The organism is Streptomyces sp. NPDC003379 (assembly GCF_053589195.1).
The window spans coordinates 173,892-197,779 of record NZ_JBSFRK010000014.1; the positions used below are offsets into that span (position 1 = coordinate 173,892).

At 71.6% G+C, this 23,888-nt stretch carries 18 protein-coding genes; 8 read left to right on the plus strand and 10 right to left on the minus strand.

Annotated features, from left to right (window positions below):
• The first annotated feature begins 325 nt into the window (after window positions 1–325).
• The gene (locus ACWDVB_RS16370; RefSeq protein ID WP_451515254.1) at window positions 326–2,854 is read left to right on the plus strand and encodes an ATP-dependent Clp protease ATP-binding subunit; all 2,529 of its coding nucleotides are present in this window, start codon (window positions 326–328) and stop codon (window positions 2,852–2,854) included.
• 97 nt (window positions 2,855–2,951) lie between these two features.
• On the opposite strand, the gene ACWDVB_RS16375 is transcribed toward ACWDVB_RS16370, so the two are convergent.
• Complete coding sequence (locus tag ACWDVB_RS16375) at window positions 2,952–6,008, minus strand: NACHT domain-containing protein (protein WP_451515253.1); 3,057 nt, start codon at window positions 6,006–6,008, stop codon at window positions 2,952–2,954.
• 480 nt (window positions 6,009–6,488) lie between these two features.
• Between ACWDVB_RS16375 and ACWDVB_RS16380 the strand changes: the two genes are divergently transcribed.
• Complete coding sequence (locus ACWDVB_RS16380; RefSeq protein WP_451515252.1) at window positions 6,489–7,178, plus strand: M23 family metallopeptidase; 690 nt, start codon at window positions 6,489–6,491, stop codon at window positions 7,176–7,178.
• Window positions 7,179–7,211: 33 nt separating this feature from the next.
• Here the strand turns inward: ACWDVB_RS16380 and ACWDVB_RS16385 are convergent, their stop codons facing one another.
• Window positions 7,212–7,799, minus strand: a complete 588-nt coding sequence (locus ACWDVB_RS16385; protein ID WP_451515251.1) for a TetR/AcrR family transcriptional regulator — start codon at window positions 7,797–7,799, stop codon at window positions 7,212–7,214.
• Between the two features lie 155 nt (window positions 7,800–7,954).
• Here ACWDVB_RS16385 and ACWDVB_RS16390 point away from each other — a divergent pair, with 155 nt between their 5' ends.
• Complete coding sequence (locus ACWDVB_RS16390; RefSeq protein WP_451515250.1) at window positions 7,955–9,601, plus strand: MDR family MFS transporter; 1,647 nt, start codon at window positions 7,955–7,957, stop codon at window positions 9,599–9,601.
• A 65-nt stretch (window positions 9,602–9,666) separates the two neighbouring features.
• The gene (locus ACWDVB_RS16395) at window positions 9,667–10,113 is read left to right on the plus strand and encodes a VOC family protein (RefSeq protein WP_451515249.1); all 447 of its coding nucleotides are present in this window, start codon (window positions 9,667–9,669) and stop codon (window positions 10,111–10,113) included.
• Window positions 10,114–10,135: 22 nt separating this feature from the next.
• Here the strand turns inward: ACWDVB_RS16395 and cseC are convergent, their stop codons facing one another.
• The 5 genes from cseC to ACWDVB_RS16420 all read right to left on the minus strand — a co-directional run bounded on the left by cseC (window position 10,136) and on the right by ACWDVB_RS16420 (window position 14,690).
• Window positions 10,136–11,566 carry a two-component system sensor histidine kinase CseC gene (cseC, locus tag ACWDVB_RS16400; protein WP_451515248.1) on the minus strand — a complete coding sequence of 477 codons (1,431 nt, stop codon included), beginning with the start codon at window positions 11,564–11,566 and terminating at the stop codon, window positions 10,136–10,138.
• Window positions 11,567–11,574: 8 nt separating this feature from the next.
• Window positions 11,575–12,288 carry a two-component system response regulator CseB gene (cseB, locus tag ACWDVB_RS16405; protein ID WP_451515247.1) on the minus strand — a complete coding sequence of 238 codons (714 nt, stop codon included), beginning with the start codon at window positions 12,286–12,288 and terminating at the stop codon, window positions 11,575–11,577.
• Between the two features lie 69 nt (window positions 12,289–12,357).
• Window positions 12,358–12,960 carry a hypothetical protein gene (locus ACWDVB_RS16410; RefSeq protein WP_451515246.1) on the minus strand — a complete coding sequence of 201 codons (603 nt, stop codon included), beginning with the start codon at window positions 12,958–12,960 and terminating at the stop codon, window positions 12,358–12,360.
• A gap of 29 nt (window positions 12,961–12,989) precedes the next feature.
• A complete protein-coding gene (locus ACWDVB_RS16415) occupies window positions 12,990–13,538 on the minus strand; it encodes a SigE family RNA polymerase sigma factor (RefSeq protein WP_125514296.1) in 549 nt (182 codons plus the stop codon).
• A gap of 216 nt (window positions 13,539–13,754) precedes the next feature.
• Window positions 13,755–14,690, minus strand: a complete 936-nt coding sequence (locus ACWDVB_RS16420) for an A/G-specific adenine glycosylase (RefSeq protein ID WP_451515245.1) — start codon at window positions 14,688–14,690, stop codon at window positions 13,755–13,757.
• Window positions 14,691–15,227: 537 nt separating this feature from the next.
• On the opposite strand from ACWDVB_RS16420, the gene ACWDVB_RS16425 reads away from it, so the two are divergent.
• Together ACWDVB_RS16425 and ACWDVB_RS16430 are read left to right on the plus strand one after the other, a co-directional pair.
• Window positions 15,228–16,814 (plus strand): sensor histidine kinase, encoded by a 1,587-nt coding sequence (locus ACWDVB_RS16425; protein ID WP_451515244.1) that lies wholly within the window; start codon window positions 15,228–15,230, stop codon window positions 16,812–16,814.
• 38 nt (window positions 16,815–16,852) lie between these two features.
• Window positions 16,853–17,479 carry a response regulator gene (locus ACWDVB_RS16430; RefSeq protein WP_451515392.1) on the plus strand — a complete coding sequence of 209 codons (627 nt, stop codon included), beginning with the start codon at window positions 16,853–16,855 and terminating at the stop codon, window positions 17,477–17,479.
• 32 nt (window positions 17,480–17,511) lie between these two features.
• Here ACWDVB_RS16430 and ACWDVB_RS16435 read toward each other — a convergent pair whose 3' ends face one another.
• Window positions 17,512–18,204, minus strand: a complete 693-nt coding sequence (locus ACWDVB_RS16435; RefSeq protein ID WP_451515243.1) for a phosphatase PAP2 family protein — start codon at window positions 18,202–18,204, stop codon at window positions 17,512–17,514.
• Between the two features lie 196 nt (window positions 18,205–18,400).
• On the opposite strand from ACWDVB_RS16435, the gene ACWDVB_RS16440 reads away from it, so the two are divergent.
• The gene (locus tag ACWDVB_RS16440; RefSeq protein ID WP_451515242.1) at window positions 18,401–19,207 is read left to right on the plus strand and encodes a hypothetical protein; all 807 of its coding nucleotides are present in this window, start codon (window positions 18,401–18,403) and stop codon (window positions 19,205–19,207) included.
• A 59-nt stretch (window positions 19,208–19,266) separates the two neighbouring features.
• Here the strand turns inward: ACWDVB_RS16440 and disA are convergent, their stop codons facing one another.
• Both disA and radA read right to left on the minus strand, forming a co-directional pair.
• Window positions 19,267–20,391 carry a DNA integrity scanning diadenylate cyclase DisA gene (disA, locus tag ACWDVB_RS16445; RefSeq protein ID WP_451515241.1) on the minus strand — a complete coding sequence of 375 codons (1,125 nt, stop codon included), beginning with the start codon at window positions 20,389–20,391 and terminating at the stop codon, window positions 19,267–19,269.
• 79 nt (window positions 20,392–20,470) lie between these two features.
• A complete protein-coding gene (gene radA, locus ACWDVB_RS16450) occupies window positions 20,471–21,880 on the minus strand; it encodes a DNA repair protein RadA (RefSeq protein WP_451515240.1) in 1,410 nt (469 codons plus the stop codon).
• Window positions 21,881–22,057: 177 nt separating this feature from the next.
• Here radA and ACWDVB_RS16455 point away from each other — a divergent pair, with 177 nt between their 5' ends.
• The gene (locus ACWDVB_RS16455) at window positions 22,058–23,887 is read left to right on the plus strand and encodes a BACON domain-containing protein (RefSeq protein WP_451515239.1); all 1,830 of its coding nucleotides are present in this window, start codon (window positions 22,058–22,060) and stop codon (window positions 23,885–23,887) included.
• Window position 23,888: the final 1 nt, after the last annotated feature.

Below are 23,888 nucleotides of genomic sequence, written 5' to 3' on the forward strand. Positions count from 1 at the left end.
TAGCGGAGGGAACCGGCGTGCGCCGCATGGAGTGTCAGTCCTTACGGGTAAGACATCCCTAGTGGGGAGGGGCGACACGCGGTTTCCGGCGTCTCACGTTCGCCATCGGCGTACTGATGGTGGGGGTAACTGCCTGGCCTGCGGGAACATCGTCTCGCACCATCGGGTTGGAGCAATTGTCGGCGTTCTCGGTCTGGAGATCCCCAGAGATGGGGCCGGGTGTCGGCAGTTGGAATGAGCGGTCCCCGCTTGCGGGACTAAGCTGCGGAAGGACAGGGAGGGGACCGACCCCTTACTGCCTGACCGCTCTGAGGAGCGATTAACGATGTTCGAGAGGTTCACCGACCGCGCGCGGCGGGTTGTCGTCCTGGCTCAGGAAGAAGCCCGGATGCTCAACCACAACTACATCGGCACCGAGCACATCCTCCTGGGCTTGATCCATGAGGGCGAGGGTGTCGCCGCTAAGGCCCTGGAGAGCCTCGGGATTTCGCTCGAGGCGGTCCGCCAGCAGGTGGAGGAGATCATCGGGCAGGGCCAGCAGGCTCCGTCCGGGCACATCCCCTTCACCCCCCGTGCCAAGAAGGTCCTGGAGCTGTCGCTCCGCGAGGCCCTTCAGCTGGGCCACAACTACATCGGCACGGAGCACATCCTGCTCGGCCTGATCCGCGAGGGCGAGGGCGTCGCCGCCCAGGTCCTGGTCAAGCTGGGCGCCGATCTCAACCGGGTGCGGCAGCAGGTCATCCAGCTGCTCTCCGGTTACCAGGGCAAGGAGACCGCCACCGCCGGCGGTCCTGCCGAGGGCACGCCCTCCACGTCCCTGGTGCTCGACCAGTTCGGCCGGAATCTGACGCAGGCGGCTCGCGAGTCCAAGCTCGACCCGGTGATCGGGCGCGAGAAGGAGATCGAGCGGGTCATGCAGGTGCTGTCCCGCCGCACGAAGAACAACCCGGTCCTGATCGGTGAGCCCGGCGTCGGCAAGACCGCCGTCGTCGAGGGCCTCGCGCAGGCCATCGTCAAGGGCGAGGTGCCCGAGACCCTCAAGGACAAGCACCTCTACACCCTCGACCTCGGCGCGCTGGTCGCCGGTTCCCGCTACCGCGGTGACTTCGAGGAGCGCCTGAAGAAGGTGCTCAAGGAGATCCGCACCCGCGGCGACATCATCCTGTTCATCGACGAGCTGCACACGCTGGTCGGTGCGGGTGCCGCCGAGGGCGCCATCGACGCCGCGAGCATCCTCAAGCCGATGCTGGCCCGCGGTGAGCTGCAGACCATCGGTGCCACGACGCTCGACGAGTACCGCAAGCACCTGGAGAAGGACGCCGCGCTTGAGCGCCGCTTCCAGCCCATCCAGGTCGCTGAGCCGTCGCTGCCGCACACCATCGAGATCCTCAAGGGCCTGCGCGACCGGTACGAGGCGCACCACCGTGTCTCGATCACCGACGAGGCGCTGGTCCAGGCCGCCACCCTGGCCGACCGGTACATCTCGGACCGCTTCCTGCCGGACAAGGCGATCGACCTGATCGACGAGGCCGGTTCCCGGATGCGCATCCGCCGGATGACCGCGCCGCCGGACCTCCGCGAGTTCGACGAGAAGATCGCCGGTGTCCGCCGGGACAAGGAGTCCGCGATCGACTCGCAGGACTTCGAGAAGGCCGCCTCCCTGCGCGACAAGGAGAAGCAGCTCCTGGCCGCCAAGGCCAAGCGCGAGAAGGAGTGGAAGGCCGGCGACATGGACGTCGTCGCCGAGGTCGACGGCGAGCTGATCGCCGAGGTCCTCGCGACCGCCACCGGCATCCCGGTCTTCAAGCTGACCGAGGAGGAGTCGAGCCGCCTGCTGCGCATGGAGGACGAGCTCCACAAGCGCGTCATCGGCCAGAAGGACGCCGTCAAGGCGCTCTCGAAGGCGATCCGGCGTACGCGTGCGGGTCTGAAGGACCCGAAGCGTCCCGGTGGCTCGTTCATCTTCGCCGGTCCGTCCGGTGTCGGTAAGACCGAGCTGTCCAAGGCGCTCGCCGAATTCCTCTTCGGTGACGAGGACGCGCTGATCTCCCTCGACATGTCGGAGTTCAGCGAGAAGCACACGGTCTCGCGTCTCTTCGGTTCGCCCCCCGGTTACGTGGGTTACGAAGAGGGCGGTCAGCTGACCGAGAAGGTCCGCCGCAAGCCGTTCTCCGTCGTCCTTTTCGACGAGGTGGAGAAGGCCCACCCGGACATCTTCAACTCGCTCCTGCAGATCCTGGAGGACGGTCGTCTGACCGACTCCCAGGGCCGTGTCGTGGACTTCAAGAACACGGTCATCATCATGACGACCAACCTTGGAACCCGTGACATCTCGAAGGGCTTCAACCTCGGCTTCGCGGCCCAGGGCGACACGAAGTCCAACTACGAGCGGATGAAGAACAAGGTCAGCGACGAGCTGAAGCAGCACTTCCGCCCGGAGTTCCTGAACCGCGTGGACGACGTGGTCGTCTTCCCGCAGCTCAGCCGGGGTGACATCCTCCAGATCGTCGACCTGATGATCACCAAGGTGGACGAGCGCCTCAAGGACCGGGACATGGGCCTCGAGCTCTCCCAGTCCGCGAAGGAGCTGCTCGCGAAGAAGGGTTACGACCCGGTGCTCGGCGCGCGTCCGCTGCGGCGCACGATCCAGCGCGAGGTCGAGGACACCCTCTCCGAGAAGATCCTCTTCGGCGAGCTGCGTCCGGGCCACATCGTGGTCGTCGACACGGAGGGCGAGGGCGAGACCGCCACGTTCACCTTCCGCGGCGAGGAGAAGGCGGCGCTCCCCGACGTGCCGCCGATCGAGTCGGCCGCCGGTGGCGGCGCGGGCCCGAACCTGAGCAAGGAGGCGTAGCCTCCGGGCACGTCTGCCTCAGGGCACGCTTGAAGGGGCTGCCCCGGACCGTTTCGTACGGTTCCGGGGCAGCCTCTTTTCCGTACGCCGGGGGCGCTCAGAGTGTGGGCGGGCCGTAGGTCCGGACGTCGATGTGCGCGGGCAGGGAGGAGACGTCCGGCAGCCGCCTCGCCTCGGTCGTTCCCGTGCCGGTGGGGGCCTCTACGTAGAGGCGCTGGAGCCCCGGCATGAGGGTGGCCAGACGGGCGATCGCGGCGTCACCGTGGTCGTCGAGGGAGAGGTGGAAGTCCGTGAGGCCGGGCAGGCGCAGCTCCCCGGGCGCGTGCCGGAGGCCGTGGGAGCCGCAGTGCAGCCAGGCGAGCCGGGGCAGGCGCGCGAGCGTCTCCCAGTCCTCGGCCGTGTCCGGGCCATCGCCCTGGAAGGTCACGCGCTCCAGCAGCGGCCATCTGGGCAGCAGTTCCAGGTCCCGTACAGAGGGGCGGGATCCCGCGAGAACGAGGAAACGCAGTGGGGCCTCGGCGGGGATCAGCGTCAGGCTCCAGGGCTCGCCGACCTCGGAGACGCTGTAGAGACTCAGCCCGTCCAGGCTGTGCAGCGCGGCCAGTCCCTCGGCTGTGAGGTGGGCCGGGGAGTAGGACAACATCAGGAGGGTGGGCTCGCAGGCGGCCAGGAAGCGGGAAGCGACACCGGGGGAGACACCGACCCTGATGTCGAGCCGCTTCGGGTGCAGCCCCAGCCGCTCCAGCTCCACGATCTGGTCGTCGCTGCGGAGGGTGAAGTTGATACCGGTCTCGTCGAGGTGGGCGATGACCTGTTCCGCGTACGCGCGGCAGTCGTAGCGGTGCCAGCCCCACAGCAACTGGCTGCGGACCATGAGGCCGGGGTGCCGCGCGAAGCGGGCCTGGAACGGGATCGCCGCCTCGGACCGTACGTGGGTCGCGGTGATCGTCACCAAGCGGGCCTCTTCGTCGCTCAGGCCGTCCGGGCCCGGCAAGAGGTCGAGCACCATGGGGCCGACCTTCGCGAGCGCGCGGGCGTCCTCGGTGTCGCGCGGCGGGATGAGCCCGGCCGTCCGGCGCCGCACCTCCTCCCGTACCTCGGGGGTCAGTTCCGCCGCGTGTTCCAGGCAGGCCGCGGCGAGGAGGTGGATCCGCTTCCGGGAGCGTTCGTCAGGGTGGCCGTCTCCGTAGGCCAGCAACTCGCGCAGCAGCTCGGCGCGTTCGCGGGGGCGGGCCTGGGCCACCGCCATGCGGATGACGTCCTCCCACTGGTCGTCCGCCGCGTGCCGGGCGAGGACGCCGAAGTCGCCCTCGTCGACCGCCGCGCGAGCGCCGAGAAAGTCCTGGAAGGTGCGGTGGACGAAGTCGACGGTGTCCGGGCCCGGCTCGCGCAGGAGGCCGCTCCGGTGCAGGAAATGGGCGTAGACGGCCTTCGCGTCGCCGAGCGCGGCCAGCTCGGGCACGGCCGGCAGCGCGTCCGCGATGATCGACTCCGCGCGTGAACGGTCAAGGACCGCGCGGCCGTTGCGGATCAGCCAGTACGCGAGGCGTTGCAGCAGCTGGAGCTGCGGTTCCTCGCGCAGCTCCGGTACGGACATATGGCGTTCGCGGTCCCTGCGGACCAGGAGCATGGAGAGGGCGGCGGTGTAGAGGTCCTTGCGGCCCAGCGGCAGGAAACCCCTGCGGTCCCGGTGCAGGGCGCAGATCAGGCCGCACATCAGCGGGTTGGTGGCCAGGCGGCCCAGGTCCGGTTTCGACCGCACCGCCGCCAGGAGCTGACTCTCGTACGAGGTGAGGGCGGCGTCCTCGTCGGCCGCGCCCGTGGCCGCCGCCGCGTGCCAGCGCTCGATGAACGCGGTCACCTCCTTCCCGCCCATCGAGGAGAGGGTCAGCTCCGCGAAGCCCTCCTCGGCCAGCCAGTCGGCGCGTACCGCCGACGGGCGCGAGGTCACCAGCCAGCGGTTGCCGGGGAAGGCGTCGATGAGATCCGTGAGCCACGCGCGCGTGGCGGCGCGTTCGGCGTCCGGGATCTCGTCGATGCCGTCGACCAGGATCAGGCCCCGGCCCGCCGACAGGACGCGCGCCTCCCAGCCGGCGGGCTGCGTGCCGGCGAGCGGGCAGCCGACCGCGGCGAGGAAGACGGTGGGGGCGGGCAGCCGCTCGCCGTGGCGGGTGAGGGCGCGCAGGGGCAGGACATAGGGAACGCGGTCGTGGAGGTACGTCATGGGGCCGTCGCCGGGCTCCTGGCGGGCCGCGCTGACCGCGAGCCACTGCACGAGCGTCGTCTTGCCTGAGCCGGCCTCGCCGCGCAGCAGGACGCGGTCGTGGGCGGCGAGGGCCTGGTCGGCGGGGAGCGGGGGCGCGTCCTCGATCAGGTCGGCCACCTCCATCTCTTCCGCGTGGTACTCCGCGCCCGCCGGATAGCGGGCCGTCATCACGCACCCTGGTGCCGCCGCCTCCAGCGACATGTACGCGGCATCCAGCGGCCACTTGCCCGGGGAGCCGGTCAGGTCGATCCCGAAGATCGTCAGCTTGCCGTGCTTCTTCGCCACGTACGCGAGGTAGCGCTCCTCGAAGGCCGCGTCCCGTGCTCCGGGGAGCGGACTGCGGGCGATCAGCTCGTCGACCTTGGCGATGAGCTCGTCCTGGGCCCGGCTCTGCGCGACCAGCGTCGCCGCCACGAAGGTGGAGCGCTGGGTGAAGAAGTGCAGGATGTGCAGGCAGGCCCATTCGGTGACCGCGTCGAGGTAGCGGGAGGCGTCGGCGGAGAGCCAGGCGGTGGCGGGCGCCGCTCTGTGGAGGAGCAAGCGGGCCAGTTTCCGGTGGCCGAGGCGGACCGCCTGCACGTCGTCCATGTCGAGGTCGCCGAGGGCGAGGAGCACGCAGGACAGGGCTTCGGTGACCGCGCCGCCCTCGTCCGGCGGGAAGGGGCGCTCACCGGGCGAGGCCAGGGAGCGCGCCACCAGCCGCTCGGCGAGGCGGCGTACGTCGGCCTCGGTCAGGACCCGCTTCTCGCCCCGGAAGGAGACGAGCCCGGACACCCGCACGGGCCGCTCCACCAGGCCGGCCCCCGGCCCCTCCCGCACGAACAGTTTCTTGATCAGCGGGGCTATGACGCTCGATGCGAGGCGGGTGCCCATGACCGCGGGATCCATGGGCGTGAGCGTAGTGGGCGTCACATCGGCGGTGGGGTGGATCTTCGGGTCCGGTGACATGGCGCACAGGGGTTTTGCCCGGTACTAGGCGGAATAGTGGACGCGGGTGGAAGGCGGTCCGGGACCTTCGGCCCGCAACCTCCGGGACCTTTGCCGCGTCGGGCGGTCCGGAGCGGGAGCCCGGCGGGAACCGGGGCCACGGGGCGGCCCGACGTGCGGTTAAACCCTCGGGGTGGGAGGAGATCCCGCGAAAAGGTGCGGGGCAATTGTCCTGATTTGATGGTGTCAAGGGGGCGAAATCAGGACGTCCAGCTACGGCTTTCGGTAGTAGATGGGGGGTTTGGCAGGGATCGAAGCGCGGGTTACCAAGGGATGACCGACCCGGCGAAGCGTGCACTGCGGGACTTCTCCCGCTCACGGCCCGCCGGGTCTCCTCACGCCCCCCTCGGTTTCAGTCGTCGAACTGCGAAGGACGTCCTCATGTCGAAGCGCACCAAGTCCCACCATCCCCGCCCGTCCATGTTCCGTATGCGTGCGGGCGTCCTCGCCGTGGGCCTCGGGGCGTCGGTGGTTCTCGGGGCCGGGGTCTCGGTCGCTGCGGACAGCGCCAAGAGCGGCGGTGCCCTGCCCGGCATCACCGTGAACTCCGTTCAGGCCCAGGCCACCGCCCAGGCCAAGGCCGCCGAGAAGGCGCAGCAGGACGCCGCCAAGAAGGCCGCCGGCATCAAGAAGGCCGCCGCCGCGAAGGCCGCCTCCTGGGTCCACCCGGTCGAGCGCTACACGCTCTCCGCGACCTTCGGTCTCGGCGGCAGCATGTGGTCCCACAAGCACTCCGGCCAGGACTTCGCCGTCCCGGTCGGCACCCCGGTCGCCGCCGTGCACGGCGGTACGGTCGTCAAGACCGGCCCGAACGGCGCCGGTGACGGGCCCGCCTACGGCAACGCCGTGGTGATCAAGCACAGCGACGGCACGTACTCGCAGTACGCGCACCTCTCGCAGGTCGACGTCCGCGTGGGGCAGACCGTCACCACCGGCCAGCGCGTCGCCCTCTCCGGCAACACCGGCAACTCCAGCGGTCCGCACCTGCACTTCGAGATCCGTACGACCCCGAACTACGGCTCGGCCGTCGACCCCGTCGCCTTCCTGCGCACGGTGGGCGTCACGGTCTGACCCAGGGGTGGGCGGGGCGCGCCGGGCTCGGGCTCAGTCGCCCGAGTGCGCCTGCGTGACCAGGTCGATGGCGACTTCGAGGATGGCCTTCCGCTTCTCCTCGGGGTCGCCTTCGACGTCCTTGAGCACGAACATCCCGCCGTGCATCGTGAACAGCGCGCTGAAGCAGCGCACCTGGTCGGCCATCGGCGCGCCCGGGTCCTTGAGGATCTCGTAGAGCCGGAACATGCGTTCCTTGAAGCTCTCGCCCGTCTTCAGGTCGCGCATCGTGGCCTGGTTCTCCTGCATGAAGCGGAAGAGCGGCGCCGCGTCGATCAGGATCTCGCTGTAGCGGCGCAGGACCTCCTGCCTGACGTCCAGGGGCAGCGGCTGCGGCTGCTCGTGACCCCATGCGATCAGCTCGTCGATGGGCCTGGTGAGGTCGTCGAAGATGCTGTCCAGGATGTCTTCCTTGGTCTTGAAGTGGTAGTACAGCGCCGCCTTCGTGACCTCCAGACGCTCCGCGATCTCGCGCAGTGACGTCTTCTCGTACCCCTGCTCGGCGAAGAGTCCGAGGGCCACGTCCTGGATGCGCTGCCGGGTGTTTCCGCGGCGCTGCTGCTTGCCTGTGCCCGTGCCCATCAGGGACTCCTCGACTCCGCTAACTTACTTGACGCCCGGCTAGTTGGGGGTCTACCTTCCCTCAGTGTAATCAACTAGCCGGGCGGCAAGTAAGGCGTCGGCGAGTCGGGGGCGTGCGCGCACGGGCGTCCCGGGGAGCGCGGGGAGTGGGGACCATGGCTGACAGGACCACGGCGGGAGCCGGACCGGAGCAGGGCGGGAGCGGGCCGCAGGGCAAGGCCGGACCGCGGCAGGGCAAGGCCGAGCCCCGGCAGCGCAGCGTGCGCGTCGTGCTGATGGCCCTGATGATCACGATGCTGCTCGCGATGCTCGACAACATGATCGTGGGCCCCGCGATGCCGACGATCGTCGGCGACCTCGGCGGCATGGAGCACCTGTCGTGGGTCGTGACCGGCTACACCCTGGCCACCGCCGCCTCGACCCCCATCTGGGGCAAGCTCGGCGACATGTACGGGCGCAAGGGCGCCTTCCTCGCCGCCATAGTCATCTTCCTCGCCGGCTCCGCGCTGAGCGGCATGGCGCAGGACATGGGGCAGCTCATCGGCTTCCGCGCGATCCAGGGGCTCGGCGCGGGCGGACTGATGGTCGGCGTCATGGCGATCATCGGCGACCTGGTGCCGCCGCGGGACCGCGGCAAGTACATGGGCATGATGACCGGCGTCATGGCGGTCGCGATGATCGGCGGCCCGCTGGTCGGCGGCACCATCACCGACCACCTCGGCTGGCGCTGGGCGTTCTACATCAACCTGCCGCTGGGCGCCGTGGCGCTCGCCATGGTGACCGCCGTCCTGCACCTGCCCAGGAAGAAGGCCGAGGGACGGATCGACTACCTCGGCGCGGCCCTGCTCACCGCGGGCATCAGCGCGCTCGTGCTCGTCACCACCTGGGGCGGCACGGAGTACGCCTGGAGCTCGGCCGTGATCATGGAGCTGGTCGCGATCGGCGTCGTCTCGCTCATCGGCTTCCTCCTCGTACAGAAGAAGGCCACCGAGCCGATCATGCCGCTGCACATCTTCCGCAGCCGCAACTTCTCGCTGATGTCCGTCATCGGCTTCATCACCGGCTTCGTGATGTTCGGCGCGATGCTCTTCCTGCCGCTCTACCAGCAGGCGGTACAGGGCGCCTCGGCGACCAACTCCGGGCTGCTGCTGCTCCCGATGCTGCTCTCCATGATGGCCGTCTCGATGTTCGCGGGCCGGTACACCACGGCCACCGGCAAGTACAAGGCCTTCCCGATCGTCGGCACCGTACTGATGGTCGTCGGCTTCGTCCTGCTGGCGCAGATGGACACCGGGACCTCGCGGCTCACCTCGTCGCTCTACATGGCGGTGCTCGGCGCCGGCATGGGCTTCCTGATGCAGATCACCATGCTCGTCGCCCAGAACAGCGTCGAGATGAAGGACATGGGCGTCGCCTCGTCCTCGGCCACGCTCTTCCGTACGCTCGGCTCCTCCTTCGGCGTCGCGATCATGGGCGCGCTCTTCAACCACCGCGTCCAGGACGTGATGGCCGAGCGCGCCGGCGAACTGGGCGGCAAGGTCACCGAGAAGTCGGCGCAGCTCGACGCGGACAGCCTGGCGAAGCTGCCGGAGCAGGTGAGCGACGCGTACAAGTTCGCCGTCGCCTCCGGCACGCACTCGGCGTTCCTGCTCGGTGCCGCCGTCGGCGTCGTCGCGCTGCTCGCCTCGCTCTTCGTGAAGGAGGTCCCGCTGCGCGGCTCGGGCCCCGCCGACGAGAAGCCCGCGGACCCGGTCGCCAAGGAGTCGGTCGTCAAGGAGTCGGTCGCGGGCGCCACCGCCTGATCGTGCCTACGGTGTTCAGGCGGGGCGGAACACCGCCCGGCGCACCCTCCCGCTAGGAGCACGCCATGATCAAGGGACTCGCCATCGCCACCGTCTGGGTCCTGGACCAGGACCGGGCCAAGGCGTTCTACACCGAGAAGCTCGGCCTCGAAGTGCGTACGGACATGACGATGGGCGACGGCGGCATGCGCTGGCTCACGGTCGGCGCCAAGGATCAGCCGGACGTGGAGCTGGCGCTGATGGTGCCGGGCGCGCCCGCGCTGGACCCCGAGTCGGCCGAGGCCATGAAGAAGCTGGTCGCCAAGGGCGTGATCGGCGCGGGCGTCCTGGCCACCGACGACGTCCACGGTGACTACGAGAAGCTGAAGGCACGCGGCGTCGAGTTCCTCCAGGAGCCGCAGGAGCGCCCGTACGGCATCGAGGCGCTCTTCCGCGACGACTCGGGGAACTGGTTCTCGTTCACACAGCACCGCGAGGGCGGCCTGGACCTCGGCAAGGACTGGTCCTGCTAGCGAGAAAGCGCAAAAGTGCAGGTCAAAGGCTGTCCGGCAGCTGAAGGAGGGGAAAGCTCCCCGTGTTCGTGGGCGCGTGCTCCGGCAGCCACAGCACGGCGACCGCGCCCTCGGAGGGCGCACCGGGCGCCGCCCCCGCCGGGCGCACGTTGCGGAAGGTGAGCCGCGCGCCGAGCACCCGCGCCTGGCCCGCGGCGATCGTCAGGCCGAGGCCGTGACCGTGGCCCGCCCGGTCGGTGCTGCCCGTGCGGAAGCGGCTCGGCCCCTCGTCGAGGAGCGCCTCGGGGAAGCCGGGCCCGTGATCGCGCACCCGGACCACGCGGCCCTCGACGCTGACCTCGATGGGCGGCTTGCCGTGCTTGGCGGCGTTGGCGACGAGGTTGCCGAGGATGCGCTCCAGGCGGCGCGGGTCGGTGGTGACCTCCGACTCGTGCACCACCGTCACCGTCACGTCCGCGGTCAGGAGCGCCATCCGCCGCGTCACGAACTCGCCGAGCGTGATGTCCTGCAGCTCGGCCCGCTCGGCCGCGGAGTCGAGCCGGGCCACTTCGAGGACGTCCTCGACGAGCGTGCGCATCGCCTGCGCGCGGTCCTTGACCAGCTCGCTCGGCCGGCCGGGCGGCAGCAGCTCGGCCGCCGTAAGGAGACCGGTCACCGGCGTGCGCAGCTCGTGCGCGATGTCCGCGGTGACCCGCCGCTCGGCCTCCAGACGCTGCTTGAGGGCGTCGGCCATGGCGTCGACGGCGCTCGCCAGATCGTCGGTCTCGTCCTTCACGACACCGCCGATGGCGTCGCGGACACTGACGTCCGTCTGCCCCTGGGCGACCTCGCTGGCCGCCGCCGCCGCCTTGCGCAGGCGCCGCGACAGCTGCCCGCCGATCAGCACGCCGAGGGCGCAGCCGCCGAAGACGACCGCGATCGAGCCGATGACCAGCGCCTGGTCGAGGTCCTTCATGACGGTGGCGCTGCGGTCGGTGAAGCGGGAGTGCAGCGACAGGACGTGTCCGTCGGCGAGCGGCACGGCCGCCCAGATGTCCGGGACGCCGTCGGGCTTGTCCTCGACGAAGGTGGCGCGGCGGCCCGCGAGGACCTTCTGCCGCAGCTCCTCGGGGAGCTCCGGGTCGTCGACCTTCGTACCGAACTGCAGGGTCTGCCGCTGCGAGGAGGAGTACAGCCGCAGGGCGAACTGGATGCGCTCGTCCTGCACGTCGCGCGAGTTGTCGAGCATCGAGACCCGCGCGGCGTTGTGTACGACGAGACTCAGTGCCACCGCGACCAGCGCCCCGACCAGCGCGATCGCCGCACTGATCTTCCAGCGCACGCCCGTGCGCAGACCGGACCGCAGCACCTCACGGACACGCTCGACCGCCCTGTGGCCTCCGTTCATACCCGTCCCCCGCGTCCGCGGCCCCGCCCCGCCCTGCCTGAGCCGCCGCCGTACACCGTTCGTCACGCGCCCGCTCACGCCTTGAGCTTGTAGCCGAAGCCGCGGACCGTCTCGATGCGGTCCTGGCCCACCTTCGTACGCAGCCGCTGCACATGGACGTCGACGACGCGGGTGTCGCCGCCCCAGCCGTAGTCCCAGACCCGCTCCAGGAGCTTGTCGCGGGACAGGACCGTGCCGGGCGCGGACGAGAACTCCAGGAGCAGGCGCATCTCGGTCGGCGTCAGCGCGACGGGGGCGCCGTCCTTGCGGACCTCCATGCCCTCCGTGTCGATCTCCAGATCGCCGAAGTGCAGCACACCGCCGTCCGCCGCCGAGCGCTCGTCCGCGCCGGGCGCCACCGCGCCCGGACCGCTCGCGTGCCCGAAGCGGCGCAGGACGGCGCGGATGCGGGCGACCAGGACGGCGCCGTCGAACGGCTTGGTCACGTAGTCGTCGGCGCCCGCCTCCAGGCCCAGTACGACGTCGATGGAGTCGGCGCGCGCCGACAGCATGATCACCGGGACGGTCGACTCGTCACGTATGCGGCGGCACAGCGAGACGCCGTCCAGGCCCGGCACCATCACGTCGAGCAGCGCGATGTCCGGCCGGTCCGCGCGGAACGCCTCCAGGCCCGAGAGGCCGTCGGGCATCGCGGTCACCACGAAGCCGTCGCGCTCCAGGGCGAGCTGGGTCGCCTCGCGGATGACGTCGTCGTCCTCGACGAACAGGACATGGGTCTGCTCTGCCATCGGCTGCTCTCAGTTCTTCTCGGTACGTCTTGTCTGTGCGGCTCGGTACGTCGCGTCGTCCGTGCGGTGTCAGTCCACCGACGGCGCGGCCGTCTCGCTGCCGACCGCGTTGCTGAAGTCGTTGCGCGTACGTTCCGTCTCGGTGAAGCGGTGCGAGGACCAGCGGTACGTGATCACTTCCTCACCGGAGGGATAGGCCACCGAGTCGCCCTTCTCGTACAGCTGCTCCGTCACGACCAAATCGCCCCGGTCGATCTCGGCGTAGACGGAGGCGGGCTCCTCGGCCTTGAAGACATTCTCGTACCGGCCTCCCTCGGCGCGATACACGTAACTGCCGATGCCGACGGCGTCCGCGCAGGTCAGCACGTTCACCACGACATCGGAGGCAGATCCTCCGGTCAGGTTCCCGTACGACACGTCGACCGGGTACGTCTCGCCCGCGCAGGGCTTCAGGTCCCGCTTGATCGCCGGGCTGACCTTGGGGTCCTCCTTGACGAGCCGCACCGCGTCGATCTTCTTCACCGGCACGGAGGCGGAGGGGGACGGCGACGGCGACGCGGACAGCACGGGCTCGCTGTGCGCCGGCCCCTCGTCGCGCGCGCCCGAACCGCCCGTCGCGCAGGCGGAGACCGAAAGGCCGATGGCGGTGAGCACGGCCACCGCCGTGCTCACCGCCTTCACGCTTCTCGTGGCCCCAGGGCCTAGGCCGCGCAACGCTCCCGCTCCTCACGTTCGAGCGCGCTCGCGACCAGTTCCTCGCGGTCCCGGCTCTCCAGTTCCTGGCGGAGCCGGGCGAGCGCCCGGTGCAGCGTGCTCTTGACCGTTCCGGCCGACATGCCGAGTGCGGCGGCCGTCTCCTCTGTGGACATCTGCTCCCAGTGTCGCAGCACGACGACGCTGCGCTGCTTGGGTGCGAGCACCTTCATGATGTCCATCAGGAGGGCGCGGTCCGCGTGCTGTTCGGTGGAGTCTTCCACGCTCGCGTCGGGCAGCTGTTCGGTGGGCACCTCTTCGAGCTTGCGCGCCCGCCACCACTCCGTACGCGTGTTGATCATGACGCGGCGCAGATAGGCGTCCGCGAGCCGCTTGTCGGCTATACCGTCCCACCGGCCGTACGTACGTACGAGCGCGGTCTGCAGCAGGTCCTGGGCGTCCACGGGGTCCGGAACCAGGCGCCGGGCACTGCGCAGCAGGGCATCCTGCCGAGTGCGGACGTACTCTTCGAACTCGAGCACCTCGCCGTGCGCCATATCAAACCGCCTCCGTTCCGTTCCCATTGCCGACCGCGGTCCCTGCCTGTGCGGTACATGCAAGAAGCTACGGAGGCCGTGTCACGGGGCTGTGCGGAGCAGCCAGCGGCAGGCGCACGGCTGTACGTAAGTTGTGTAACAGAAGTAGGACTCGCGTAAATACGTACTTCTACGGGCGCCACAAGAGCCACGGGAGCCACGGGGAGCCGGGGGCCGTCAGGTCAGAGGCAGGCGGTACAGACCCCCCGGCAGCGGCTCGACGAGACCGTCCGCGACCAGCCCGTCCAGCGCGCGGGCCCGCTGCACCGGCTCGTCCCAGACACGGTCGAGGGCGGCCTGCGGCACGGGCGTCAGGGCCTCGCGGAGCACGGCGAGCAGCTTGCCCCGCACCTGGCGGTCCGTGCCCGCGTACGTCTGTCCGCGCCGGGCCGGGCCCTCGTGCGCCGGCTTGCCCGCCGCACGCCAGGCGCACTGGGCGGCGATCGGGCACCGCGCGCAGTTCTCGTTCTTCGCGGTGCACACCAGCGCGCCGAGCTCCATCGAGGCCGCCGCCCAGCGGGACGCGGTGCGCTCGTCCTCGGGGAGCAGGGCGCGGGCGAGCTTGCGCTCGGCGGCGGTGGTGGCGTTCGGCGGGTACTGCGTACCGGTCACGGCCCGCGCGAAGACCCTGCGGACGTTCGTGTCGAGGACGGCGTGCCGCTGTCCGTACGCGAACGACGCCACGGCGGCCGCGGTGTACTCCCCGATACCGGGCAGGGCGAGCAGCTGCGCGTGCTGCCGGGGTACGTCGCCGCCGTGCCGCTCCGTTATGGCCACGGCCGCGCCGTGCAGCCGCAGGGCGCGGCGCGGGTAGCCGAGCCGCCCCCAGGCGCGGACGGCCTCGCCGGGCGCCTCCGCGGCGAGGTCCGCGGGGCGCGGCCAGCGGGCCAGCCACTGCTCGTACACGGGCAGGACCCGGCTGACAGGCGTCTGCTGGAGCATGAACTCGCTGACCATCACACCCCACGGCCCGGCGTCCTCGCGCCGCCACGGCAGATCACGGGCGTGTGCGTCGAACCAGGCGATGACGGGGGTGTGGAGGGCGTCCCCGGCGCGCTCGGGGGAGTCCCCCGGGGCGGGGCTGTTCGGTGTGGGCTTGGGGGGAGCAGTCATGGCGGTTCCGATCCTGCCATGGCCTTGGCGGTTCTACGGGTTCGTGGGGGCTTGGGGCGGGGGTGTTGTTCTCTTCGCGTGCGGGTGGGTGAGGGTTTGTCGCGCTGCGCGCGGGGGCTTTCCCGCCCGGCCGCCCGGCCGCCCGTTGCTCGGGGTGATGGGGGGCTTGGGCGGAGTGTTGTTCTTTGGCCGCGGGTGGGTGGGGGTTTGTCGCGCTGCGCGCGAGGGCTTTCCCACCCACCCGCCCGTTGCCCCGGGTGGTGGGGGCTTTTCCGCGCCGCGTGCGAGGGTTCTCGCCCTGCTCGCCCGTTGCTCGGGGTGGTAGGGGTCGCGCGCTGCGCGGCGGGCTTCCCGTCTGCCTGCTCTTTGCCCAGGGGGGCGTCCTGGGCGTCCTGGGGTGTCCTGGTGCGCTCCGCGCCGGGGTTGCCGCCCGCCCTGTAGCTCCGGGGTGACTTGGAAAGGTGGGTGGGTGGGGAGCTCCGGGTTCCTGACGATCGGCAGGGGTGCGAGCCGGAGTGGGGAAGTAGCGTCGGGGGAGTGGAGAGGCGTACGCGGGGGTTGTTGGTGTGGGCGGGGCTCGCGATGCCCGTCGTGTCGGTGGACCGAGTGGGGCTGAACGAGCCCCACTCGGCCGGCACGCAGCTGGGCACGCTCACCGTGCTCGCCGGCGCCGTCGGCATCTGCCGGGCCCGGCCCCTCCTCGCCTTCCTCGCCGCGGCCGCCCTCGGCCTCCTCACCGCGCCCTCCCTCTTCACCCTCTCCTACGGCCCCGCCCTCGCCCTCTTCGCGCTGCTCCTAGGCCGCCGCGCGGCCCGCGCCCGCCCCGCCCTGCTCGCCTTCGGGGCGATCGCCGTCGTCGGCACGGTCAAGATCGCCGTGCGGGACGTCGACCCCGTGGTCGAGTGGCTCGTCCTCATGGGGACGCTCGTGTTCGGCGCCGTCTTCCCCTGGCTCGCGGGCCGCTACTGGCGCCAGGGCCGCGAACTGGCCGCCGCCGGCTGGGCCCGCGCCGACCAGCTGGAGCGCGAGCAGCGCATCGTCGCCGACCGCGCACGGCTGCGCGAACGGGCCCGCATCGCCCAGGACATGCACGACTCCCTCGGCCACGAACTGAGCCTGATCGCCGTCCGCGCGGGCGCCCTCCAGGTCGCCCCCGACCTGCCGGACCCGCACCGCGAGGCGGTCGCCGACCTCCGCGCGGCCGCCTCGCAGGCCACGGACCGGCTGCACGCGATCATCGGCCTGCTCCGCGACGAGGACGACGAGCGGGCCCCGCTCGCGCCGACCGGGGAGACCGTCGCCGACCTCGTCGCACGCGCCGCGGAGTCGGGACTGGAGATCGCGTACGCCGATGACGGACCGGACGCGGCAAGCGGCACCGCAGGCGGCGAGCTGACGGGACGTACCGTCCACCGCGTGGTCCAGGAGGCCCTGACCAACGCGGCCAGACACGCACCGGGCGCCCACGTCACCGTCACGGTCGCGCGCGACGGCACCACGACGACGGTCACCGTCACCAACGGCCGCCCCAAGGAGCCCGGTTCACCGTCCGAGGGCGGCATGGGCGGTACCGGCCTGCGCGGCCTGCGCGCCCGCGTCACCGACCTGGGCGGCACCTTCGACGCGGGCCCGCACGGCGACGGCTTCCGGGTCACCGCACGCCTCCCCGCCGAGGGGATCGCGCCCGCGCCCCCGCACTCCGGCGCCCACCTCGCGTACGCGCGCCGCCGCACCGTCCTGGCCTTCGGCGCCGCCGTCACCACGGGCGTGCTGCTCGTCGGCGGGACCTTCGCCTGGTACGCGTACTCACGGACGCACTCGGTGCTCGACCCCGCCGACTACGCCCGTCTGCGCGTCGGCGAAACCCGCGCCGAGGCCGAACGCGTACTGCCGGACCACTCCGCCTCCGACCCGCCCGTGGAACGCGCCCCGAGCCCGCCACCCCGGGGCGCCGACTGCGCGTACTACCGCGCGAGCGGTGAACTCTTCACCGCCGTCCCCTACTTCAGAATCTGCTTCGGCAAGACCGATAAGGCTGACAAGACCGATAAGGGCGGTGTTCGGATCGTGAACAAGACCGTGATCCCCACGGCCGACGCCGCGAACAAGGAGCGTGCGCGGTGAACCAGGCCATCCGGGTCCTGCTGGCCGACGACGAGGCCATGATCCGCGCGGGCGTGCGCGCCATCCTCGGCGCGGGCCGCGACATCGAGGTCGTCGCGGAGGCCGCCGACGGGCGCGAGGCCGTCACCCTCGCGCAGGCCCACCGGCCCGACGTGGCGCTGCTCGACATCCGTATGCCGCGCCTGGACGGCCTCGCCGCGGGCGAGGAGATCGTACGTACGGTGCCGGGCACCGCGGTCGCCATGCTGACGACGTTCTCCGAGGACGCGTACGTGGCACGGGCGCTCGGCGGCGGAGCGACCGGGTTCCTGCTGAAGTCCGGCGACCCGCACGAACTCATCGCGGGCGTCCGAGCGGTGGCGGGCGGCGCCGCCTTCCTCTCGCCCAAGGTGGCCCGGCACGTCATCGACGGCTTCGGCGCCCGCCGTATGGGCCGCGACGCCGCCGCACGCGCCCGCGTCGCGGCCCTCACCCCGCGCGAACGCGAGGTGCTCGGCCTGGTCGGCGCGGGTCTGTCCAACCCGGAGATCGCCGCCCGGCTGCACCTCGTGGAAGGCACGGTCAAGGCGTATGTGAGCGCCGTCCTCGACCGGCTCGGGGTCAAGAACCGCGTGCGGGCGGCGATCGTCGCGTACGAAGCGGGGCTCGTCCCGGAGACGGACTGAGGGCCCGGACCGCCCACGCGTCGACGCCGGCGTCAGCGGCGGCGGTGCGAGCCGTGCCGCCGGAACGTCATCGTCGGGGAGTCGTACGCCGCCGGGTCCGCGCCGGGGGACGGGGCGAGGGCCGGACCCGGACCCGCGAACCACCTCACGACGCCCGTCGACGACCCGCGCATCGCCTGCCCGACCCGCGCCACGGGACGCGTGGTGATCCGTACGACCACGTACGTGATCAGCGCGCCGAAGACGAGACCGACCGCCACGTCGTGCGGGTAGTGCACGCCGACGAAGACCCGCGAGAAGGCCATGAGCACGGCCATCGGAACCGTCAGGGCCGCGATGCGCGGCCAGGCGAGCGCGAGGCCGATGGCGGCGGCGCCCGCGATCGTCGAGTGGTTGCTGGGGAAGGACCAGTCGCCGTACGCCGGGCACTCGACGAGCGGCTTCAGCGCCCCGCTCACCGCCCGGCAGGGACGCTCCTCGTCGATGACGGACTTGAGCAACTCACTGCACACATAAGCCACCGCGGTGGCGAGGGGGGCGAGCACGGCGATCGCCAGGGCGCGGGGGTCGCCACGCCGGGCGCGCCACCAGGCGACGACGAAGAGCACGCCGAAGAGAAGCAGCCCGAGCTCCGTCCACACCTCGGCGAGGTGCTGGAACCACGACGGTGTGTCGTGGGCGAAGTCGGTGATGTCGCGGTAGAGATCGTCGTCCATGGTGTCCATGATTATGGACGGTATGGAGTGAGTCCGAATCGTCACATCTGACGATCGACCCGTGCGCACCCCTGACGATGGACAGGGTCGGGAGGCCGGGAGGGCTCCGCGGTGCGGTGCTCTCCGGAATGATGATCGGCAAACTTTGTCGCTCAAGGCGGCGGGTGGGGCGGGAGAAGAGCCGGATCTCTCGTAAGGTTTGGGCGTGGGATCTCTGCGCAATCCGGTCGGGCCGCTTCCCTCCACCATCTACTGGCGTCGGAGGGCCGTTCTGCTGTCCGTATTCGGCCTGCTGGTGCTGCTCGCCGTCTGGGTCGCCGTCTCCGGTGGCGGGGGCGGGAAGAACGGCGCCGACGGGCCGAGCGGCAACGGCCCCGCCACGTCCATCACCCCCGGCCCCTCCGAGTCCGGGCCCGCGATCAGCGAACACCCGGGCGGGCGGGACGAGTCGGACGAGGGTTCGGGCTCGGGTTCGGGCGGCTCCGAAGGGTCGGATTCCGGTGGCTCCGGAGGGTCCGGCGGCTCGGACGAGGGCTCCGGAAGCGGCGCGGGCGATGACGCCAAGGGCGGCGGCGGATCGGGCGACCGGCTCCCGGCCGGCACGCGCGTGCCCAACTGCACCGGCGCCGCGGTGAAGTTGAAGGTGCGCAGCGTGAAGAACGAGTACGGGATCGACGAGAAGCCGAAGTTCGAACTGATCGCCCAGAACACCGGCGGCAAGGCCTGCAAGCTGGATCTGGGTGGCAAGGGCACGGTCCTGACGATCATTCAGGCGGACGGCGAGGACGAGTTCTGGTCCTCGGCCGACTGCCCCTCCGGAAGCGGCAGACTGCTGCTGCGCGTACCGGCCGAGGGGCGCGTCACGCACTCCGTGCAGTGGGACCGGCGGGGCAGCGCGCCGCAGTGCGCCACGCCTCCGGCGGGAACGGCGACGCCCGGGACGTACCTTGTCGAGGCGAAGGCCCCTGGGCTCGGGACCGCTCGCACCTCGTTCGTCCTGGAGAAGGACTGACGCCCGGCCTCCACTCAGGGAGTACGGCACTCAGGGGGTACAGCACTCAGGGAGTACGGCTAGACGTACCGCTCCAGGATCGACGACTCCGCCAGGCGCGAGAGGCCCTCGCGGACGCTGCGGGCCCGCGCCTCGCCGACGCCGTCCACCGTCTGAAGATCGTCCACGCTGGCGGCGAGCAGCTTCTGCAGACCGCCGAAGTGCTCGACGAGGCGGTCGATGATGGCGCCGGGCAGCCTGGGGACCTTGGCGAGGAGGCGGAAGCCCCGCGGTGAGACGGCCGAGTCCAGGGCCTCCGGGGAGCCGGTGTAGCCCAAGGCCCGCGCCACCGTGGAGAGTTCGAGCAGCTCCGCATGCGTGAGGGCGTCCAGCTCCGTCAGGGCCTCGTCGACCGTGCGGGAGCGCTTGGCGGTCGGCTCCGGCACGTAGTCCCTGACGACCAGCTCGCGCTCGGGCTCGACGCCCGCGATCAACTCGTCCAGCTGGAGGGTGAGAAGGCGGCCGTCCGTGCCCAGCTCCACCACGTACTCGGCGATCTCCGTGGCGATACGGCGCACCATCTCCAGGCGCTGGGCGACCGCCGTGACGTCCCGCACCGTCACCAGGTCCTCGATCTCCAGGGCGGAGAGCGTGCCCGCGACCTCGTCGAGGCGGAGCTTGTACCGCTCCAGGGTCGCGAGGGCCTGGTTGGCGCGGGAGAGGATCGCCGCCGAGTCCTCCAGGACGCGGCGCTGACCGTCCACGTACAGCGCGATCAGGCGCATGGACTGGGAGACGGAGACGACCGGGAAACCGACCTGCTTGGAGACGCGGTCCGCCGTGCGGTGCCGCGTGCCCGTCTCCTCGGTGGGGATCGTCGGATCCGGCACCAGCTGCACGCCGGCCCGCAGGATCTTGGTGATGTCCTTGTCGAGGACGATGCCGCCGTCGAGCTTGCACAGCTCGCGCAGGCGCGTCGAGGTGAACTCGACGTCCAGGATGAAGCCGCCCGTGCACATCGACTCGACCGTCTTGTCCCAGCCGAGGACGATCAGGCCGCCGGTGTTGCCGCGCAGGATGCGTTCGAGGCCGTCGCGCAGGGCCGTGCCGGGCGCTACGGCGCTCAGGGAGGCGCGCATCAGCACATCGGCAGCGGAGCTTCCGCCGGGCTTGCCGGGATTCGCTGCCCGGTCGTTGGCTGCCACTGCACTCCCTCGCTCGCAGGTCGTCCCAGCCTCTTCCGTACGTCTGTCTTCGTACGGACGGGCGAGACCAGGGCAAAGTCTACCGGCGCTCTTCCTCCTCCCGTGGGGCCTCTCGGCGACGGGATCGCGGAAGGACGCGCAGGGCGTCCCCCATGTCGGCGACTTCAATGACCTTCATACCGGCGGGGACCCGGCCGGGATCGGTCGGTACGAGGGCGTGCGTGAAGCCCAGGCGGTGCGCCTCGGCCAGTCTGCGCTGGACGCCCGTGACCCGTCTGACCTCGCCCGCCAGACCCACTTCGCCGATCGCCACGAGGTTCTTCGGGAGCGGGCTGTCGCTCGCCGCGCTGGCGAGCGCGAGGGCGACGGCGAGGTCCGCGGCGGGCTCGGAGAGCTTCACGCCGCCGACCGTCGCGCTGTAGATGTCCCGCTTGCCGAGGGCCGTGATCCGGCCGCGCTGCTCCAGGACGGCCAGCATCATCGAGACGCGGGAGGTCTCCAGGCCGGAGGTGGTGCGCCGGGGGCTCGGGATCTGCGACTCGACCGTGAGCGCCTGGACCTCGGCGACCAGGGGACGGCGACCCTCCAGGGTGACGGTCAGACAGGTGCCGGGGACGGGCTCGGCGCGGCGGGTGAGGAAGAGGCCGCTGGGGTCGGCGAGGCCGGTGATGCCCTCGTCGTGCAGCTCGAAGCAGCCGACCTCGTCCGTCGTGCCGTACCGGTTCTTGACGCCGCGCACCAGGCGCAGGCGCGCGTGCCGGTCGCCCTCGAACTGGAGGACGACGTCGACGAGATGCTCCAGGAGGCGGGGGCCCGCGATCGCGCCGTCCTTGGTGACGTGGCCGACCAGGAGCGTGGACATGCCGCGCTCCTTGGAGGCGCGGATCAGGGCGCCCGCGACCTCGCGGACCTGCGCCATGCCGCCGGGCGCGCCGTCGATCTCGGGCGAGGCGACCGTCTGCACCGAGTCGAGGACCAGGAGCGAGGGCTTGACCGCGTCCAAGTGGCCGAGGACGGCCGACAGATCCGTCTCCGCCGCCAGATACAGATGGTCGTCGATCGCGCCGATGCGGTCGGCGCGCAACCGCACCTGGCTCGCCGACTCCTCACCCGTCACATAGAGCGTGCGGTGCGCGTCGCTGGCCGCCTTCGCCGCCACGTCCAGGAGCAGCGTGGACTTGCCGACGCCCGGCTCGCCCGCGAGCAGCACCACGGCGCCGGGCACGAGACCGCCGCCCAGCACGCGGTCCAGCTCGGGCACGCCGGTGGTGCGCGCGGTGGCCGTGCGGCCGTCCACCTCGCCGATCGGGACGGCGGATGAGGTGACCCGGCCGGGGGCGGTCGTACGGATGGCGGGCGCGCCGTACTCCTCGACCGTCCCCCATGCCTGGCACTCGGGGCAGCGGCCGAGCCACTTGGCCGTCTGCCATCCGCACTCGGTGCAGCGGTAGGACGGCCGGTCCTTGGCGGTTTTCGTACGGGCAGCCATGGTCGGAACCGTAGCCGAGACCACTGACAACGCGGTCCGGCAGCAGCCCACGCCTGGATCAGTGCCTCGGAATGCTGGGTTCGTGTCCCCTTTTGAGGGATCTGTTCACCCGTAAGGATTAAATGCGCGCAAGGCGGAGGAACTGGCCTGCATCATCCGCCTAACTTCGCACGGGTGATGAGCAGCAGGCCGGAAACATCCGCGAACGCAACCGGCGCGCACCGGGCGCACCGTCACCCGCGCAAGCGCGTGGTGCCCCGCCCGGCGCCCCGGACGACTCCGCCCGCGCGCTACGAACCGTTTCTGGACGGCCTCTTCACGTACTGCCTGTCCGTCCTGTGCGATCACGACGCGGCGACCGCGGCGCTGAGTGACGTGCTCCACCTGGCCGAGCGCCGGGGATCGCGCGGCCCGGAAGCCGACGGCGAGCTGCGCGCCTGGCTCTACGCCCTCGCCCGCTGGGTCTGCCTGCGCCGGCTCGCCGAGGCCAAGCGCGAGCGGCAGGGTGCGCATGCGGCCAGGGGCGCGGGCGCGGGTGCCGGCTCCCGCGCTTCGAAGACGGCCGCGTCCGCCGCGTCCGTCCCCACCGCCGGGACCGCCGGGACCGCCGGGACCGCTTCCGTAGGCTCCGATTCCCGTTCCGGTTCAGGCCCCGCCCCCGTCTCCGACGAGACCGAGCGGCGGCGCCACCGCGAACTGGCTCAGCTGGCCTGGCCCGAGGCCGCCGGGACGACCCCGGAGCAGCGCGAGGCCCTCGAACTCGCCGTGCGCCACCAGCTCGCCCCCGCCGAGGTCGCCGCCGTCCTGGGCATGGACGTCGCCGAGGCCCGCGGACTGCTCGCCTCCGCCGCCTGCGAGGTGGAGCGCACCCGCGCCGCCCTCGCCGTCGTGGAGACCGGCAGCTGCCCCATCGTCGCCCGCCTCACCGCCGACCATCAGCTGCTGCTCGGCACGGCGCTGCGCCGCGAGCTCGTCCGGCACGTCGACGACTGCCCGCGCTGCCGCCGCACCGCCGAGCGCGCCGGAGCGGGCGCCTGGCCCGGCACGGCCGTCGGCCCGGCCATGCTCCCCGTCGTCGAGGCCCCGCGGGACGCCCTGCCCACAGCCATGGCGCATGTCCCACGCGCGCGGGGCGCCCACCCCCGCTACGACCGGCGCGGTTTCCCGATGGACCCCAAGGACCACGCCGCGCGCCGCGACCGTCTGCGCGCGCGTGCCGTCACGACGACCGTCGTCGCCACCGTCGTGGCCGCCCCGGTGCTCGCCCTCTGGGCCGCCTACCGCGGAGCGCCGCTCACCGGAGAGGGGCACGACGGCAGCTCGGTCACCGCGAGCGAGGGCCAAGGCCCCGACGGCCTCGGCGGCGACGGGGTCCGGGACTACGAGAACGCGGGCAACGCCCGCAAGGGACCCGAGCCCCGCTTCACCGCGGGCAGCCGCGCACCCGACGTCTCCGTAGAGGTCATCAGCGGCGGCGGGCCCCCGTCCGGCTCGGCGACGGGCCCCGGGCGCCTCACCGTCGAGGCGCAGCCCAGCGGCGACACGACGCTCATCACGCTGACGGCGTCCGGCGGTGAGCCGGTCCACTGGTCGGCGAGCGTGGGCGCGTCCTGGCTCTACCTCAGCCGCTCGTCGGGAACGCTCGCGCCGGGGGAGTCGTTCACCATCCAGGTGTACGTCGACCACAGCCGCGAGCCGTCCGGGCCATGGCGTGCGCGGGTCGCCCTCGCACCCTCGGGCGCGGTCGTCTCCATCGACGGATATGGGGATGGGCGTCCGCCTTCCCGGCCGGGGCCGGGGCCGAAGCCGAGCGATCCCCGGCCTCCCGGCCCTGGACCCTCTGATCCGGGGCCTTCCGACCCCGGACCCTCGGACCCCGGTCCTTCCGATCCCGGCCCCACGCCGATGCCGACGGATCCGGAGCCCACGCCGTCGGATCCCGGGCCGTCGGATCCCGGACCGGGGGACTCGTCACCGCCTCCCGGCGAGAGCGAGGGGACTCCTTAGG